The following is a 17280-nucleotide window of genomic DNA, read 5'->3' on the forward strand; positions in this document are numbered from 1 at the left end:
CCGCAGCTTTTCCGCGTCAGCCGCCGCGCAGCGTCGGATCGACCGCGGCCCGCCAGCTGACGGCCTGCGCGCGTGCGCCGTTGAAATACGCGATCCATCCGGCCCGCCCCGCCGCGTCGGGTGCCGCATAGTGCGCCGAAAGTTCGTTTACGAACGCGCAATAATTCGCCTGCGTCAGCCCGCGATACCGCTTCGCCACGTACGCGTCATACAGCGTCGAATAGACCGGCTGCGCGTCCGCGCCCCAGTCGCGCGCGGTGCCGCCGCACGACGTCTGCAGGTCGACGAACGACGGCGCGCGCCAGTTTCCGGCCAGCGGCGGCATACCGGCGCTGCACCCTGCCAGAACGACGGCGCACGCACCGGCCCACATCCCAATACGCATGATTCACCTCGCGAAACGGTCGATTCCGCCAGTATCGTCCGGGATCGCGCCGCGCGCTACTGGCCCCGCTTTTTCGAACTTTACTTTTTCGATTTCGTTCGTTAAATTTCGAATTCGAACATTTCGTGTTCGCCAATTTCCATCAGACGATAAGGACAGCAGGTGACCCAACCGAATCGCTACGATCTGCTCGTCGTCGGCGGCGGCATCAACGGCGCGGGCATCGCGCGCGATGCGGCCGGCCGCGGCCTGTCGGTTTTGCTCTGCGAGCAGGACGACCTCGCGTCGCACACGTCGTCGTCCAGCACGAAGCTGATTCACGGCGGCCTGCGCTACCTCGAATACAACGAATTCGGCCTCGTGCGCAAAGCGCTGCAGGAGCGTGAAACGCTGCTGCGCGCGGCGCCGCACATCATGTGGCCGCTGCGCTTCGTGATGCCGCACATGCCGAACCTGCGGCCGGCCTGGCTGATCCGCATCGGCCTGTTCCTCTACGATCACCTCGCGAAACGCGAACTGCTGCCCGGCTCGCGCGGCATCGACATGCGCCGCCATGCGGCCGGCGCACCGCTCATCGACTCGATCAAGCGCGGCTTCGTGTATTCGGACGGCTGGGTCGACGACGCACGTCTCGTCGTGCTGAATGCGCTCGATGCGAAGGAGCGCGGCGCCGAGATCCTGACGCGCACGAAGCTCGTGTCGGCGGAACGCCGAGGCGACGAATGGGAAGCACGGCTGCGGCACGCGGACGGCTCGATCCGCGTCGTGCATGCGCGCGCGGTCGCGAACGCGGCCGGCCCGTGGGTCGGCGAGGTGCTGCACGGCGCGCTCGGCCGCGGCGCGCAACACAGCGTGCGGCTCGTGAAGGGCAGCCACATCATCACGCGCCGCCTGTTCGATCACGATCACGCATACATCTTCCAGAACCCGGACAAGCGGATCATCTTCGCGATTCCGTACGAGCACGACTTCACGCTGATCGGCACGACCGACGTCGAATACACGAACGATCCCGCGAAGGTCGCGATCGATCGCGACGAGACGCAGTATCTGTGCGATTCGATCAACCGCTACTTCAAGCGCAAGATCTCGCCCGCCGACGTGCACTGGACCTATTCGGGCGTGCGCCCGCTGCTCGAGGACGAAAACGCCGCGAACGCGTCGGCCGTCACGCGCGACTACCGCCTCGAGATGGATGACGGTGCCGGCGCGCCGCTGCTGTCGGTGTTCGGCGGCAAGATCACGACCTTCCGCAAGCTCGCGGAAGAGGCCGGCGACCTGCTGTGCCGCGCGCTCGGCCGCGACGCGAAAACCTGGACGGCCGGCGCGCCGCTGCCCGGCGGCGACATCGCGAACGCGAAGTTCGACGTGTTCGCCGACGCGTTCGCGAAACGCCACCCGTGGCTGCCCGCCGCGCTCGCGCGCCGCTATGCGCGCGCGTACGGCACGCGCGCGGAACGCGTGGTCGACGGCGCGACATCGCTCGCCGAGCTCGGCGCCGAAATCGCGCCGGGCATCCACGACGCCGAACTGCGCTACCTGCGCGACGTCGAATGGGCGACCTGCGCGCAGGACGTGCTGTGGCGCCGCTCGAAGCTCGGGCTGCACGCAGCGCCCGGCACGCTCGACGCGGTGACGGCCGCGGTCGACGCGTGGTTCGCCGCCGCGCACGCGCCGCACGCGTGATTCGTTTGCAGTAGCAGTTGCTTGACCGACGTTGATTCACCGACGCGCCGCGTAACATGCGGCGCGCATCACAACTACGCCAATCCACGGATGGAGATGAGAGACATGCAGGATCAGTACATCCTCGCGCTTGACCAGGGCACGACGAGCTCCCGCGCGATGCTGTTCGACCGCCAGGGCAACATCGTATCGATCGCCCAGAAGGAATTCGAACAGATCTACCCGCAACCCGGCTGGGTCGAGCACGACCCGCAGGAAATCTGGTCGACGCAAGCGGGCGTCGCCGCCGAAGCGGTCACGCGCACGGGCCTGAACGGCACGTCGATCGCCGCGATCGGCATCACCAACCAGCGCGAAACGACGATCGTCTGGGATCGCGAGACGGGCCAGCCCGTCTACAACGCGATCGTGTGGCAGGACCGCCGCACCGCCGACTTCTGCGATTCGCTGAAGAAGCAGGGCCTCGAGGCGAAGGTGCGCGCGAAGACCGGCCTGCCGATCGACTCGTACTTCTCCGCGACCAAGATCCGCTGGATCCTCGACAACGTGCCGGGCGCGCGCGACAAGGCGCGCCAGGGCAAGCTCGCCTTCGGCACCGTCGACAGCTGGCTCGTGTGGAACTTCACGAAGCACGAACTGCACGTGACCGACGTGACCAACGCGTCGCGCACGATGCTGTTCAACATTCATACGCGCGAGTGGGACAGCGAGCTGCTCGAGCTGCTCGACATTCCGCGCAGCATGCTGCCGGAAGTGAAGGCGTCGTCGGAAATCTACGGCCATACGAAAACCACGGTGTTCGCGTCGAAGATCCCGCTCGCCGGCATCGCCGGCGACCAGCACGCGGCGCTGTTCGGGCAGATGTGCACGACGTCGGGCATGGTGAAGAACACCTACGGCACCGGCTGCTTCCTGATGATGAACACCGGCGACAAGCCGATCGAGTCGAAGAACAACCTCGTCACGACGATCGCCTGGCAGATCGGCGACGACGTGCAGTACGCGCTTGAAGGCAGCATCTTCATCGCGGGCGCGGTCGTGCAGTGGCTGCGCGACGGCGTCGGCATCATCAAGACGGCCGCCGAGATCGAAGCGCTCGCCGCGAGCGTGCCGCACACCGACGGCGTCTATCTCGTGCCGGCGTTCGCGGGCCTCGGCGCGCCGCACTGGAATGCGCGGGCACGCGGTTCGGTGTTCGGCGTCACGCGCGGCACGACCTCCGCGCACCTTGCGCGCGCGGCGCTCGACGCGATCGCTTACCAGTCGCTCGACGTGCTGGCCGCGATGGAAGCCGACTCCGGCATCAGCATCGGCGAGCTGCGCGTCGACGGCGGCGCGAGCGCGAACAACCTGTTGATGCAGTTCCAGGCCGACCTGCTCGGCGTCGACGCGGTGCGTCCGCAGATCACCGAGACGACCGCGCTCGGCGCGGCCTATCTCGCGGGCCTCGCGATCGGCTACTGGAAGAACCTCGACGAAGTGCGCAGCCAGTGGCAGCTCGATCGCCGCTTTTCGCCGTCGATGCCGAAGGAGCAGGTCGAACGCTGCATGGCCGGCTGGCAACGCGCGGTGCGCGCCGCCAAGGCGTGGGCCGACGACACGCAGTAACCCGCAGAAACCAGAAGCAATCCGAACGAAATAGAACAACACCGGCGGACCGCGCGGCGCGCGAGTCCGCCGTCATCTATGAGAGACAACATGTCACCTTATATTGCTGAATTCATCGGCACCGCGATCCTCGTGCTGCTCGGCAACGGCGCGGTCGCGAACGTGCTGCTTGCGAAGACCAAGGGCAAAGGCGCGGACCTCATCGTGATCGTGATGGGCTGGGCGATGGCGGTGTTCGTCGCCGTCTACGTGACCGCGTCGTTCAGCGGCGCGCACCTGAACCCGATCGTCACGATCAGCCTCGCGCTCGCGGGCAAGTTCGCGTGGTCGAAGGTCGGCGGCTACATCGCCGCGCAGATGCTCGGCGGAATGGCCGGCGCGCTGCTCGTGTGGCTCGCGTATCGCCAGCACTTCGCGAAGGAAGTCGACGCCGACCTGAAGCTCGCCGTGTTCTGCACGGCGCCCGCGATCCGCAGCACCACGCACAACGTGCTGACCGAAGCGATCTGCACGTTCGTGCTGATTCTCGGCGTGCTGTATCTCGCGTCGCCGCAGGTCGGCCTCGGCGCGCTCGACGCGCTGCCCGTCGGCCTGCTCGTGCTCGGCATCGGCATCTCGCTCGGCGGCCCGACCGGCTATGCGATGAGCCCGGCGCGCGACCTGTCGCCGCGCCTGATGCATGCGCTGTTGCCGATCCCCGGCAAGCGCGACAGCGATTGGCGCTACGCATGGGTGCCGGTCGTCGGGCCGCTGCTCGGCGGCGCCGCGGCGGCCGGCCTGTATCTGCGTCTGCACGCGATGGCCTGAGCGCGGTTTCATTCGAGCTTGAGCGCGCGGCCGCGGCCGCCGCGCGCTCACCCCCTCCATCCTCTGCTTCCCCGGCCACCACTGCGCCGGCACCGCACACCGCCGCTAGCGACCGCCCGCGGCCGACACCAGCGACTTCGGTTTCACGCTCGCGTCCGCGAGCACTTCCGGCGCCACGTCGATCCCGCCTCGACCAGCATGCGCAATGCGCAGTTCCTCCCGGCATCCAGCCCAAAGGGTGGCGCGGCGCAACCGCGAAAGCACGTATCATGGCGAGATGCTCGGCGTCGCCGACACCCCGCTTCTTCACCATCATGCTCGATCACCTTATCTGCGACTGCGACGGCGTCCTCGTCGACAGCGAAGTCATTGCCGACCGCGTGCTGTTCGAAACGCTGTCCGCCACCTTCCCTCACCTCGATTTCGAAGACGCCGCGAAGTCCGCGTTCGGCCAGCAGACGTCGCGCTTTCTCGCCGGGCTCGAAGCGCACTTCGGCATCCGGATGCCCGAGAACTTCATCGAGACCGTCGAGCGCAACATCGAGACCGGCCTCGCCCAATCGCTCGCGCCGATCACCGGCGTGCGCGACGCGCTGTTGAAGGTCGGCCTGCCGGCCGCGGTGGTATCGAACAGCCGGCTCGCGCGCGTGCGCAGCTCGCTGAAGCGCGCGTCGCTCACCGAAATCTTCGGCGATCGCGTGTTCAGCTCCGAGCAGGTCGCGCGACCGAAACCCTACCCGGACGTGTACCTGCACGCCGCGCAGACGCTCGGCGTCGCGCCGGCGCGCTGCATCGTCGTCGAGGACAGCGTGTCGGGCCTGAACGCCGCGCGCGCGGCGGGCATGAAGACGATCGCTTTCGTCGGCGCGAGCCACATCCCCGACAACTACGCGGATGCGCTGCGCGCGATGGGCATCACGCGAATCATGCGAAGGATGGATGAACTGCCGGCGCTCGTCGCGGCCGGCCTGCGCGGCGAATTCGGCGACGTGCAGTCCTGACGGACGGCCGCGCCGAACCGGAGCGACCGGCGTGCGGCGCGATGCGCACGCCGTATCGCGGGCGCATCGGCGCGCCCGCTCGAGCGGCACTCAGGCCGGTTCGCAGCAGCGCTCGCGGGCAGCTGCCAGCGCCTGCCGGAACTCGACCAGTTCCGCGATCGTCAGCATGGGCAGCCCGTGGCGACGCGCGAAATGCTCGACGTCGTCGCCGCGCGTCATCGTGCCGTCCGGATTCATCAGCTCGCACAGCACGCCCGCCGGCTTCAGGCCGGCGAGGATCGACAGGTCGACCGTCCCTTCGGTGTGGCCGCGGCGCGCCAGCACGCCGCCCGGTTGCGCACGCAACGGAAACACGTGGCCAGGCCGCACGATGTCGTACGGCTTCGCATCGTCGGCGATCGCAGCGCGGATCGTCGTCACGCGGTCGGCCGCGGACACGCCGGTATGCACGCCTTCGCGCGCCTCGATCGACACGGTGAACGCGGTGCCGTTGCGGCTCTCGTTGGTCTGCACCATCGGCGGCAGCTCGAGCGCGCGAACCTTGTCGTCGGTCAGGCACAGGCACACGATGCCGCTGCACTCGCGGATCAGGAGCGCCATCGTCTCGGGCGTGATGCGCTCGGCGGCGACGATCAGGTCGGCCTCGTTTTCACGGTCGTGGTCGTCCTGCAACACGACCGCGCGGCCCGCGCGCAACGCGTCGAGCGCGGCGGCGATGCGCGGCGGCACCGGTTCGGAATCGAGCAACGGGAGATCAGCAAAGGCGTCGGCGGGTGCCGACGAAACGGACATGAAGGACATGTGAAACGCTCCTCGCAATTACGATTTGGGCGAAAAACGTTTCAGGGCATTGCAAACAGACAGAACGACAACCCGCTTCGCACGCATGGCAAAGCGGCCCTGACGGACATGACTATCTGCACATCTTCTCTCATCCGGACTATGACCGTCGGCTCTGGCATTCGACCAGATCTGCTGACCCCGCGCGGATGCGCGGGCGCTCGCGGGCTCGCCAGCTTTCGCCAGCCTACCGCCGGTGGGGAATTTCGCCCCGCCCTGAAGACGCACTGATTACCGGCCGGGGTCTACCCGTGACCGGCGGGCCAAGCATACATCAGCTGCGCGCACCGCGCAGCGCACCACACGTAAAACCTTACTGACGACTCTGTCTAACGGCATCGTCCGAACGGCCGGTGCGCGGCGTCGGGCACGAGCCAGCGCGGCGGCACCTCGGGGCTCACCGTCACGCGGAACGCGCGCGCCTCGCTGTCGCCGGGATTGCGCAGGCTGTACGGCTGATCGGCGTCGAACACGATCGCATCGCCGGTCGCGAGCAACTGTCGCCGATCGTGCACGCTGACTTCGAGCGTGCCCTCGCTGACGACCAGGTTGACCGTCGTGCCGGGCGCACGGCGCGTGCCGGGTTCCGTGTGCAGCGGCGCGATCCGCAGCTCGTGGAATTCGGCCGCGGCAGGTTCGCCTTCCGGATACAGCGCGCGCGCCGAGAAGCGGCCGTTCGAGCTGACGACGCGCGCCGCGCGTTCGGCCGCCAGGTGCTCGAAGCCGTTCACCGCGTGGCGCCGCAGGAATGCGGCGACCGATACCTTCAGCGCCGCGGCGATCTTGCAGAGCACCTTGATCGACGGCACGCTGCGCGCGGATTCGATCTGCGCGAGCATCGCGCGCGACACGCCGGACAGCCGCGCGAGCGCATCGAGCGACAACTGCCGCTCGGCGCGCAGGCGCGCGAGATTCACACCGACGACCTGCTCCAGGACATCGAGCGACGCGGACGTCCGCGCGTCGGCGGCATTGCCGGACTCGAAGGAAGACACGTCGCGCACCAGCGCCAGGGGTGAAGACATAGCATGGCCTCCGGGCCGCCACGCGGCCCTGCGAATGGGGTAAGCCGGAATCGGATTGCGCCACGAACGGCGCGTATCGAGACGCTATCACCGGGCCCCGACCCGGCAAACGAAGTTATCTTCACACCGTTATCAGGATCGCGGAGGAATGCGTTTCTCGCGAACCTTTTCCTGTCGCCATGGCGTCGGCGGCACCGCTCAATGCGCGGCCGGTGCCGCACCGCGCGCCGGTGCGCGCGCATCGAGCCGCATCGCGAGCCACGTGACGACGAGCGCCGCGAACGTCACCGCGACGGCGACCCACGGCAACGCGTCGAGCGCGAAGCCGTGCGTCAGCGCGAGGCCGCCGAGCCACGCGCCGCCCGCATTGCCGACGTTGAACGCGCCGATGTTCAGCGTCGACGCGAGATGCGGCGCGCTCGCGGCCTTCTCGACCACGCGCGCCTGCAGCGGCGGCACCGTCGCGAACGCGGCGATCCCCCAGACGAACACGGTCACCGCGGCCGCGACCGGCAGGTGGCTCGTCTTCGCGAACACGGCCATCACGGCCATCAGCGCGACCAGGATCGCGATCAGCGACGGCATCAGCGCGCGGTCGGCCAGCCTGCCGCCGAGCGTATTGCCGACCGTCAAACCCGCGCCGAACAGCACGAGGATCAATGCGACCGCACGCGGCGAATAACCGGTGACGGTTTCGAGGATCGGCGCGATGTACGTGAACACGACGAACACGCCGCCGAAGCCGAGCACGGTCATCAGAAGTGCGAGCCAGACCTGCGGCTCCTTCAGCACGCGCACCTCATGGCCGAGGCCGACGGGCCCGCTGTCGTGGCGGTTCGGCACGAGCAACGCGACGCCGCCGAGCGACAGCACGCCGAGCGCGGCGACGATCCAGAACGACGCGCGCCAGCCGAGCAACTGGCCGACGAACGTGCCGAACGGCACCCCGAGCACGTTCGACAGCGTGAGGCCGGTGAACATCAGCGCGATCGCGCTCGCGCGTTTGTCTGCCGGCACGAGCGACGCGGCCACCACCGCGCCGATGCCGAAGAACGAGCCGTGCGCGAACGACGTGACGACGCGCGCGACCATCAGCATCGCGTAGCCGGACGCGGTCGCGCACAGCACGTTGCCGACGATGAAGATCGCCATCAGCAGCTGCAGCGCGGCCTTGCGCGGCATGCGGCTCGTGAGCACCGCGAGCAGCGGCGCGCCGACCGCGACGCCGAGCGCATAGCCCGTGACCAGCAGGCCGGCCGACGGCAGCGACACGGCGAGGTCGTGCGCGACTTCGGGCAGGAGTCCCATGATGATGAATTCAGTGGTGCCGATGGCGAAGGCGCTGATCGCAAGCGCCAGGAGCGGAATGGGCATGACGTTCTCCGAAAAGGCGGCGGACGCGCAATCCGGTCCGTACCGCACCGCACAAAAGCGGAATGTGCGCATTGTCCCGAATACGCCTATCTTTGATAATTGGCGTGGCATTTGAACCATTTTCAAAAGATTCTGGAAAATCCAATGGATCGACTGGGCGACATCCGGCTGTTCGTCGAGGCGGCCGAACTGGGCAGCCTGTCCGCCGCGGGGCGCAAGCTGAACCTCACGCCGGCCGCCGCGAGCGCGCGCCTCGCGAAGCTCGAGGCGAAGATCGCGACGCGGTTGTTCGAACGCTCGACGCGGCAGCTGCGCCTCACCGACGAGGGCCGGCTCTACCTGAACTGCTGTCGGCAGGCGCTGCAGGCGCTCGATGACGCGCACGCGCTGCTGCAGGAAGGCCGCAACGTGGTGGCCGGCAAGGTGCGGCTGTCGTCGACGTCCGATTTCGGCCGCAATCAGCTGCTCGACTGGCTCGACGAATTCACCACGCTGCATCCGGGCGTCACGTTCTCGCTGACGGCATCCGATTCGTCGTCGAACCTGTGGCAGGACGAGATCGACCTCGCGATCCGCTTCGCCGCCCCGCCCGACGGCGCGCTGATCGCACGCCGGCTCGCCGCGAACCGGCGCGTGCTGTGCGCGGCGCCGTCGTTCGTCGAGCGCCACGGCGTGCCGGCCGACCCGCATGATCTGGCCCGCTTTCCCTGCAACGTGATCACGATCGCGTCGGGCCCGATGAACACGTGGCGCTTCACGCGCGGCGACGAGGTGCAGACCTACACCGTGCCCGTGTCGACAGCGTTCGAAACCAACGACGGCGGCCTCACCCGCGAATGGACGCTGCGCGGCCACGGCATCGCGCTGAAGTCGCTGTGGGACATCGCCGACGACGTGCGCGCCGGCCGGCTGCGCGTGCTGCTGCCCGACTGGCGGCACCAGGACGCGCCGCTGCATGCCCTCTATCACGGCAAGCGGTACATGGCGCCACGCGTGCGCGTGCTGCTCGACTTCCTCGCCGAACGCTTCGCGCGCGAGGAGGCGGCGCTCGACGACCTGCTGAACGCATGCCGCTGATGGCTGCCGAGGTTGCCGGTTCGCCATATCGGGGTCGGAGCGCCATGGCGGCGTCGCGCGGCTGCAACCCGCCACCCGTCCTGGACAGCGCGTAAAGCTATAATGGAAAGCTTTCCCGACGGCTTTTCACGCGTTCGCGCGTATTCGCGAAAGGCGCGCTCGATGCGCGCCGCGGCCCGGCCCGCCACGCGGCGCCGGCACGAGCCGCTGCACCGGCAGCAGCCGTCCCGATTCACCCTTGACGACGCCCCCAGGTCAACCACTGCGAACGGCGAATCCCCATGACCAAGAAAGTTTACGTAAAGACCTTCGGCTGCCAGATGAACGAGTACGACTCGGACAAGATGGTGGACGTGCTCAATGCGGCCGAAGGCCTCGAAAAGACCGATACCCCGGAAGACGCGGACATCATCCTGTTCAACACGTGCTCGGTGCGTGAGAAGGCGCAGGAAAAGGTGTTCTCCGACCTCGGCCGCGTGCGCGAGCTGAAGGAAGCGAAGCCGGGCCTGCTGATCGGCGTCGGCGGCTGCGTCGCCAGCCAGGAAGGTGCGTCGATCGTGTCGCGCGCCCCGTACGTCGACCTCGTGTTCGGCCCGCAGACCTTGCACCGCCTGCCGCAGATGATCGACGCGCGCCGCGAAAGCGGCCGTGCGCAGGTCGACATCACGTTCCCCGAGATCGAGAAGTTCGACCACCTGCCGCCCGCGCGCGTCGAGGGGCCGAGCGCGTTCGTGTCGATCATGGAAGGCTGCTCGAAGTACTGCAGCTACTGCGTCGTGCCGTACACGCGCGGTGACGAAGTATCGCGTCCGCTCGACGACGTGCTGACGGAAGTGGCCGGTCTCGCCGACCAGGGCGTGCGCGAAGTCACGCTGCTCGGCCAGAACGTGAACGCGTATCGCGGCGTGCTGACGGCCGGTTCGACCGAGATCGCCGATTTCGCGACGCTGATCGAATATGTCGCCGACATCCCCGGCATCGAGCGGATCCGCTACACGACGTCGCACCCGAAGGAATTCACGCAGCGCCTGATCGACACCTACGCGAAGGTGCCGAAGCTCGTGAGCCACCTGCACCTGCCGGTCCAGCACGGCTCCGACCGCATCCTGATGGCGATGAAGCGCGGCTACACCGTGCTCGAATACAAGTCGGTGATCCGCAAGCTGCGCGCGATCCGCCCGGACCTGTCGCTGTCGACCGACATGATCGTCGGCTTCCCCGGCGAGACCGACGAAGATTTCGACAAGATGATGGCGCTCGTGCACGAGATGAGCTACGACACCAGCTTCTCGTTCATCTACAGCCCGCGCCCCGGCACGCCGGCCGCGAACCTGCACGACGACACGCCGCGCGAAGTCAAGCTCAAACGCCTGCAACATCTGCAGGCGACCATCGAGGAAAACGTCGCGCGCATCAGCCAGTCGATGGTCGGGAAAGTCGAGCGGATTCTCGTCGAGGGGCCGTCGCGCAAGGATCCGAACGAACTGTCGGGCCGCACCGAGAACAACCGGGTCGTGAATTTCCCGGCGCCGCTCGCGTCGCACCCGCGCCTGATCGGCCAGATGATCGACGTGAAGATCAACCATGCGTACCCGCACTCGCTGCGCGGCGAGCTCCTGCTCGTGAGCGACGACGCGAGCGCGGCCACCCACTGACCGACTGACGTTCAACAGGAGCCCGACGCTACTTTGAAGACCGTCCAAGCACTGGAATTCACCGCGCCGCGCGACGACAACGCGCGCCTCGCCAACCTCTGCGGCCCGCTCGACGAGAACCTGCGGCAGATCGAACAGGCGCTCGACGTCACGCTCGCGCGGCGCGGCCACCGGATCACGATCCGCGGGCGCGGCGCGAAGCTTGCGCTCGCAGCGCTCGAGAACTTCTACAACCGCGCGCGCGATCCGCTGTCGGTCGACGACATCCAGCTTGCGCTGGTCGAAGTGCGCCACACGTCCGGCAACGGCCGCCAAGACACGATCGACGTGCGTTTTCGCGGCGACCCCGACCATCCGTTCGACGATCCCGTCGTGCAGCTCGACGCGGACACGCCGGACGAAGAGCCCGCGCCGAAGCTCTATACGCGGCGCGCCGACCTGCGCGGCCGCACGCCCGCGCAGCGCGAATACCTGAAGCAGATCCTGTCGCACGACGTGACGTTCGGCATCGGGCCGGCCGGCACCGGCAAGACCTACCTCGCGGTCGCGTGCGCGGTCGACGCGCTGGAGCGCGACCAGGTCAAGCGCATCGTGCTGACGCGCCCGGCCGTCGAGGCCGGCGAGCGACTCGGCTTCCTGCCGGGCGATCTCGCGCAGAAGGTCGATCCGTACCTGCGGCCGCTGTACGACGCGCTGTACGACCTGCTCGGCTTCGACAAGACCGCGAAGATGTTCGAGCGCCAGATGATCGAGATCGCGCCGCTCGCGTACATGCGCGGCCGCACGCTGAACCACGCGTTCATCATCCTCGACGAAGCGCAGAACACGACCCCCGAGCAGATGAAGATGTTCCTCACGCGAATCGGCTTCGGCTCGAAGGCCGTCGTCACCGGCGACACGAGCCAGGTCGACCTGCCGCGCGGGCACAAGAGCGGCCTCGTCGAGGCGCAGCAGGTGCTCGGCGGCGTGCGCGGCATCGCGCTCACGCGCTTCACGAGCGCCGACGTCGTGCGGCATCCGCTCGTCGCCCGCATCGTCGAGGCATACGACGACTTCCACGCGCAGCACAAGGACGCATGACGAGCCGGCGGCGCCCGTGCGCCGCACCGGCCGACGGCCCGGCCGCCCGACGGCGCGCCGGGCTTTTTTTCGCCTGCGCGCGGCCGGTTCGAATTCGGGCGCGATCGGCCGTTTGGTGTATCCTCAACGCGTTCCAATCGCCGCACCCGTCATGAAATCTTCCCGTTCTCGCAAGTCCGGGCGCGACCAGTCCGCCGCGCCCGCTTCCCCCCGTCTCTCGCTGTTCGATGCGAAGGGCAAGGCCCGGACCGTCAGCGCGCAAGGGCTTCGAATCGACTTCCCCGATGGCCGCAGCCTGATGTTCGACCTGTCGGGCAGTTCGGGCGAGGCGGCCGTCGCGATCGTCGCGCAGCACAACGATCCGGCGATGCGCGCGAAGCTCGCGCTGCAGCCCGAGCACTACGACAGCGTAACGCTGCACGTGGGCGCCGAACCCGCGCCGCTCGACGAGGAAATCGCGGAAATGGCGCACGAGGCGCGCGAGCTGGAGCTCGACCTGTCCGTGCAGTACGGCGACGAAATCACCGGCGACATCCGCAAGACGCTACCCAAGCGCAAGCTGATCGCCGAATGGATCGAGCCGGCGCTGTTCGCGAGCGCGCAGCTCACCGTGCGCTTCGTCGGCGAGGAAGAAGGCCGCACGCTGAACGCCGGCTACCGCCACAAGGACTACCCGACCAACGTGCTGACCTTCGCGTACGACCCGGCGCCCGACGGCACCGTGATCGGCGACCTCGTGCTGTGCTGCCCGGTCGTCGAGAAGGAAGCGCACGAACAGGGCAAGCCGCTCGCGGCCCACTACGCGCATCTGCTGGTGCACGGCGCGCTGCATGCGCAGGGCTACGATCACGAGACGAGCGACGAGGACGCCGCCGAAATGGAAGCGCTCGAAGTCGACATCCTCGCGAAACTGGGCTTTCCGAACCCGTACCAGTAAAGTCGTCCGCACCATGCACCACGCCGCGATGCTGCCGCCTGCCTACCCGCCGTCGATCGGCGAGGGACGGCTGCTGACGGAAGACGAGCTCGCCGCGTCGCTCGCGCACACGATGCGCGACTGGGACGGCCAACAGGATCTCTGGCTGTTCGGCTATGGCTCGCTGATCTGGAACCCCGGGCTGCCGACCGTCGCCGCCGTGCGCGGCAAGGTGCATGGCTACCATCGCGGGCTCTACCTGTGGTCGCGCGTGAACCGCGGCACGCCCGAGCGTCCGGGCCTCGTGCTCGCGCTCGATCGCGGCGGCTCGTGCTCGGGCATTGCATTCCGGCTCGCGGGCGCGACCGCGCAGCCGCATCTCGAGACGTTGTGGAAACGCGAAATGCCGATGGGGTCGTACCGGCCCGCATGGCTGCCGTGCTCGCTCGAGACCGGCGAACGCGTGAACGCACTCGCGTTCGTGATGCGCCGCGACGTGCCCACTTACACCGGCAAGCTGACCGACCCCGTCGTGAAGGAAGTGTTCAGCTGCGCGGCTGGCCGCTACGGAACGACGCTCGACTACGTGAGCCGCACCGTGGACGCGCTGCGCGCGAGCGGCATCCCCGATCGCGCGCTGGAAGGGCTGCTCGCGCGATGCCGGTGAGGTTCGACAGGGCCGGCCGCACCGCCCGTGCTTGCGAAGGAAGCCCCGCGCCCATGAAACCGTCACGCAAATCCCGCATCACGCTGGCCGCGCTGCTCGTCGCTGCGAGCGTCGCGCTGTCCGGCTGCGGCATCTTCGGCTGCGGCGGCGCCGCGACCAACGGCGCGGCGGCCGGCGGCTGTTCCGCCGGCATGCGCTTTTGAGGGTCCGAGCGGCAGCTCGACTTGCCCCATACGCGACGAAATGCCGCTGCCGCCGACAGACCGGCCGGTCGTCTCCGCTTTTTTGCCGTCGCTGCCCCGCCGCCTCTTTCTGAGATAGGATGGAGACGAAGGACGGTGCCGCGCCCGGCGCGGCCGTTCCCGAGCGGGGCTTGTGCGCGCCGCCTGCCCCTGGCCGGACGGCCGGTGTGACACGGTCGCGCCATGCCCTTGGTGTATCCTTGCCTACTCCGTGACCGCGCGCTCCGGCATGACCCGGGCGCACCACCATGAACGATTCGTATCCCAGTCGTAAGCTCACCGACAAACCGCAAGAAAAGCGCTCGCTGCTCGAGCGCCTGACCGACTTCATCTCGCCCGAGCCGGAATCCCGGACCGAGCTGCTGGAAATCCTCCAGGACGCCCACGAACGCAATCTGATCGACGCCGATTCGCTGTCGATGATCGAAGGCGTGTTCCAGGTGTCCGACCTGTGCGCCCGCGACATCATGGTGCCGCGCGCGCAAATGGACGCGATCAACATCGCCGACAAGCCCGAAGACTTCATCCCGTTCGTTCTCGAGAAGGCGCATTCGCGCTACCCGGTGTACGAGGAGAACCGCGACAACGTGATCGGCGTGCTGCTCGCGAAAGACCTGCTGCGCTTCTATGCGGAAGAGGAATTCGACGTGCGCGGGATGCTGCGCCCCGCCGTGTTCATTCCCGAATCGAAGCGCCTGAACGTGCTGCTGCACGACTTCCGCGTGAACCGCAACCACCTCGCGATCGTCGTCGACGAATACGGCGGCGTCGCGGGCCTCATCACGATCGAGGACGTGCTCGAGCAGATCGTCGGCGACATCGAGGACGAATACGACTTCGACGAGGAAGCCGGCAACATCATCTCTGGGCCGGACGGCCGCTACCGCGTGCGTGCGCTCACCGAGATCGAACAGTTCAACGAGACGTTCGGCACCGACTTCCCCGACGACGAGGTCGACACGATCGGCGGCCTGATTACCCATCACTTCGGCCGCGTGCCGCATCGCGGCGAGAAGCTGCAGCTCGGCAATCTCGTGTTCGAGATCCAGCGCGGCGATGCGCGCCAGGTCCACGTGCTGCTGGTGCGCCGCAACCCGCTCGCGAGCCGCCGCGCCGAAACCTCGCACGAGGACTGACCGTCTCGCGCCAGCCGCGTCTCTTTCAACCGCTCGCCCTCTTTCGCTTCACATGGACGATCCGATCCCGTCCCGCCCGGCTGGCGGCCTTTTCGCGGCGGCCCCCGGCCGCACGCTGCCGCGCTGGCACTATCCGGCCGCACTGCTCGCCGGCGCGGCCAATACGCTCAGCTTCGCACCGACCCCGCACGGCGGCTGGCTGCAGCTCGCCGTATTCGTCTGGTTTTTCGCGCAGTTGACACGCACGTCGAGCTGGCGCGGCGCCGCGCTCACCGGCGGCGCGTTCGGCTTCGGCAACTTCATCACCGGCATCTGGTGGCTGTACATCAGCATGCACGTGTACGGCGAGATGGCCGCTCCGCTCGCGGGCGGCGCGCTGGTGTTGTTCTCGCTCTACCTGTCGCTGTACCCGGCGTTCTCGGCCGCGCTCTGGTCATTTTGCGCAGGCCATGCGTGGCATCGTCGCGAACCCGATCCGCGACCGTTCTCGCCGACCTGGCACGGCGCGTTCGCCTTCGCGAGCGCGTGGGCGCTCGGCGAATGGCTGCGCGGCACCGTGTTTACCGGCTTTCCGTGGCTCGCGAGCGGCTATCCGCAGGTCGACGGCCCGTTCGCGGGCTTCGCGCCGGTCGTCGGCGTATACGGGATCGCCTGGGTGCTCGCGCTGTTCGCGGCGCTGGTCGTGCAGGCGCTCGTCGCCGCGCGCCGGTCGCCCGCATCCGGATCCGGCGGCGCCGGCAACGCACGCGTGCGCGCCGCCGCGCCGGCCGGCATCGCCGTCGCGCTCGTCGCGGCCGGCATCGGGCTGTCGCAGGCCACGTGGACCGTGCCCGCGAACGCGCCGCTCACGGTGCGGCTGCTGCAGGGCAACGTGAAGCAGGACATCAAGTTCGAACAGGAAGGCATCGATGCGGCGATCAAGATGTACACGCAGATGATCGTCGAGAAGCCCGCCGACCTGATCGTCACGCCGGAGACGGCGATCGCGGTGATGATCCAGGAGCTGCCCGAGCCGTTCGCCGTCGCGATCCGCAAGTTCAGCGACACGACGGGCTCGGCCGTGCTGTTCGGCGCGGTCGGTGCGTCGGTGACGCCGGAGGGGCGTTACGTCGACTACACGAACAGTCTCTACGGCGTGACGCCGCATTCGCGCGACATCTATCACTACGACAAGCATCATCTCGTGCCCTTCGGCGAGTTCATCCCGTGGGGCTTCCGGTGGTTCGTCGACCTGATGAAGATGCCGCTTGGCGACTTCGCGCGCGGCGCGCCGGTGCAGAAGCCGTTCCTCGTGCACAACCAGCCGGTGATGGCCGACATCTGTTACGAGGACTTGTTCGGCGAGGAAATCGCCGCGACGATCCGCGACAACCCGCAGCCGCCCGGTGTGCTCGTCAACGTGACGAACCTCGCGTGGTTCGGCGACACGATCGCGCTCGACCAGCATCTGCAGATCGCGCGGATGCGCGCGCTCGAGACGGGCCGGCCGATGCTGCGCTCCACCAACACGGGGATGACGGCCGCGATCGACGCGCACGGCCGCGTGCTCGGCCAGTTGAAGCCGTTCACGGTCGGCTCGCTCGACGTGCGTATCGAAGGCACGAGCGGCTTCACGCCGTACGTGACGAGCGGCAACAACATCGTGCTCGCCGTGTCGTTCATCCTGCTCGCGTTCGGGTTCACGTTCGGGCCGGGGCTGCGACGGCGCGACGGCGCGACGGGGGACGACCGGAACGCCTGACGCATCGGGCGGCCGTTGCGTGCGACGCGGCGGCCGCTCA

16 protein-coding genes and 1 riboswitch are annotated in these 17280 nt (G+C 68.1%); of the genes, 12 read left to right on the forward strand and 4 right to left on the reverse strand.

The window, feature by feature from the left end; genetic code table 11:
• Nucleotides 1-16 precede the first annotated feature (16 nt).
• Complete coding sequence (locus WI26_RS12950) at nucleotides 17-385, reverse strand: hypothetical protein (protein ID WP_059540090.1); 369 nt, start codon at nucleotides 383-385, stop codon at nucleotides 17-19.
• Nucleotides 386-547: 162 nt separating this feature from the next.
• Between WI26_RS12950 and glpD the strand changes: the two genes are divergently transcribed.
• From glpD to WI26_RS12970, 4 genes are all read left to right on the forward strand, one after another.
• A complete protein-coding gene (glpD, locus tag WI26_RS12955) occupies nucleotides 548-2071 on the forward strand; it encodes a glycerol-3-phosphate dehydrogenase (protein WP_059465736.1) in 1524 nt (507 codons plus the stop codon).
• A 105-nt stretch (nucleotides 2072-2176) separates the two neighbouring features.
• On the forward strand, nucleotides 2177-3679 hold the full coding sequence (gene glpK, locus WI26_RS12960) for a glycerol kinase GlpK (RefSeq protein ID WP_059465737.1): 1503 nt from the start codon (nucleotides 2177-2179) through the stop codon (nucleotides 3677-3679).
• 90 nt (nucleotides 3680-3769) lie between these two features.
• Entirely contained in the window at nucleotides 3770-4486 is a 717-nt protein-coding gene (locus tag WI26_RS12965) for an MIP/aquaporin family protein (RefSeq protein WP_069226122.1), read from the forward strand.
• Nucleotides 4487-4800: 314 nt separating this feature from the next.
• The gene (locus tag WI26_RS12970; protein WP_059540083.1) at nucleotides 4801-5487 is read left to right on the forward strand and encodes an HAD family hydrolase; all 687 of its coding nucleotides are present in this window, start codon (nucleotides 4801-4803) and stop codon (nucleotides 5485-5487) included.
• Nucleotides 5488-5577: 90 nt separating this feature from the next.
• On the opposite strand, the gene ribB is transcribed toward WI26_RS12970, so the two are convergent.
• The 3 genes from ribB to WI26_RS12985 form a co-directional block, all read right to left on the reverse strand.
• Nucleotides 5578-6288 (reverse strand): 3,4-dihydroxy-2-butanone-4-phosphate synthase, encoded by a 711-nt coding sequence (gene ribB, locus WI26_RS12975; protein ID WP_059447834.1) that lies wholly within the window; start codon nucleotides 6286-6288, stop codon nucleotides 5578-5580.
• Between the two features lie 118 nt (nucleotides 6289-6406).
• Nucleotides 6407-6555: riboswitch (FMN riboswitch) on the reverse strand.
• Nucleotides 6556-6656: 101 nt separating this feature from the next.
• A complete protein-coding gene (locus WI26_RS12980) occupies nucleotides 6657-7352 on the reverse strand; it encodes a helix-turn-helix domain-containing protein (RefSeq protein WP_069226123.1) in 696 nt (231 codons plus the stop codon).
• A gap of 198 nt (nucleotides 7353-7550) precedes the next feature.
• Nucleotides 7551-8726 (reverse strand): MFS transporter, encoded by a 1176-nt coding sequence (locus tag WI26_RS12985; RefSeq protein ID WP_059465739.1) that lies wholly within the window; start codon nucleotides 8724-8726, stop codon nucleotides 7551-7553.
• Nucleotides 8727-8870: 144 nt separating this feature from the next.
• Between WI26_RS12985 and WI26_RS12990 the strand changes: the two genes are divergently transcribed.
• The 8 genes from WI26_RS12990 to lnt all read left to right on the forward strand — a co-directional run bounded on the left by WI26_RS12990 (nucleotide 8871) and on the right by lnt (nucleotide 17240).
• Complete coding sequence (locus WI26_RS12990; protein WP_059465740.1) at nucleotides 8871-9803, forward strand: LysR family transcriptional regulator; 933 nt, start codon at nucleotides 8871-8873, stop codon at nucleotides 9801-9803.
• 281 nt (nucleotides 9804-10084) lie between these two features.
• Nucleotides 10085-11458 (forward strand): tRNA (N6-isopentenyl adenosine(37)-C2)-methylthiotransferase MiaB, encoded by a 1374-nt coding sequence (miaB, locus tag WI26_RS12995; RefSeq protein ID WP_069226124.1) that lies wholly within the window; start codon nucleotides 10085-10087, stop codon nucleotides 11456-11458.
• 33 nt (nucleotides 11459-11491) lie between these two features.
• Nucleotides 11492-12538 (forward strand): PhoH family protein, encoded by a 1047-nt coding sequence (locus WI26_RS13000; RefSeq protein WP_069226125.1) that lies wholly within the window; start codon nucleotides 11492-11494, stop codon nucleotides 12536-12538.
• A 151-nt stretch (nucleotides 12539-12689) separates the two neighbouring features.
• A complete protein-coding gene (gene ybeY, locus WI26_RS13005) occupies nucleotides 12690-13475 on the forward strand; it encodes an rRNA maturation RNase YbeY (protein ID WP_069226126.1) in 786 nt (261 codons plus the stop codon).
• A 13-nt stretch (nucleotides 13476-13488) separates the two neighbouring features.
• Nucleotides 13489-14121 (forward strand): gamma-glutamylcyclotransferase, encoded by a 633-nt coding sequence (locus WI26_RS13010; protein ID WP_059540080.1) that lies wholly within the window; start codon nucleotides 13489-13491, stop codon nucleotides 14119-14121.
• 53 nt (nucleotides 14122-14174) lie between these two features.
• Nucleotides 14175-14324 carry a hypothetical protein gene (locus WI26_RS32700; RefSeq protein WP_167359244.1) on the forward strand — a complete coding sequence of 50 codons (150 nt, stop codon included), beginning with the start codon at nucleotides 14175-14177 and terminating at the stop codon, nucleotides 14322-14324.
• 287 nt (nucleotides 14325-14611) lie between these two features.
• A complete protein-coding gene (locus tag WI26_RS13015; RefSeq protein ID WP_059447841.1) occupies nucleotides 14612-15499 on the forward strand; it encodes an HlyC/CorC family transporter in 888 nt (295 codons plus the stop codon).
• A 52-nt stretch (nucleotides 15500-15551) separates the two neighbouring features.
• Nucleotides 15552-17240: an apolipoprotein N-acyltransferase gene (lnt, locus tag WI26_RS13020; RefSeq protein WP_069226127.1), complete on the forward strand. Its 1689-nt coding sequence runs from the start codon at nucleotides 15552-15554 to the stop codon at nucleotides 17238-17240.
• Nucleotides 17241-17280 lie beyond the last annotated feature (40 nt).

The sequence above is a fragment of the Burkholderia diffusa genome, assembly GCF_001718315.1.
Classification (GTDB): domain Bacteria; phylum Pseudomonadota; class Gammaproteobacteria; order Burkholderiales; family Burkholderiaceae; genus Burkholderia; species Burkholderia diffusa_B.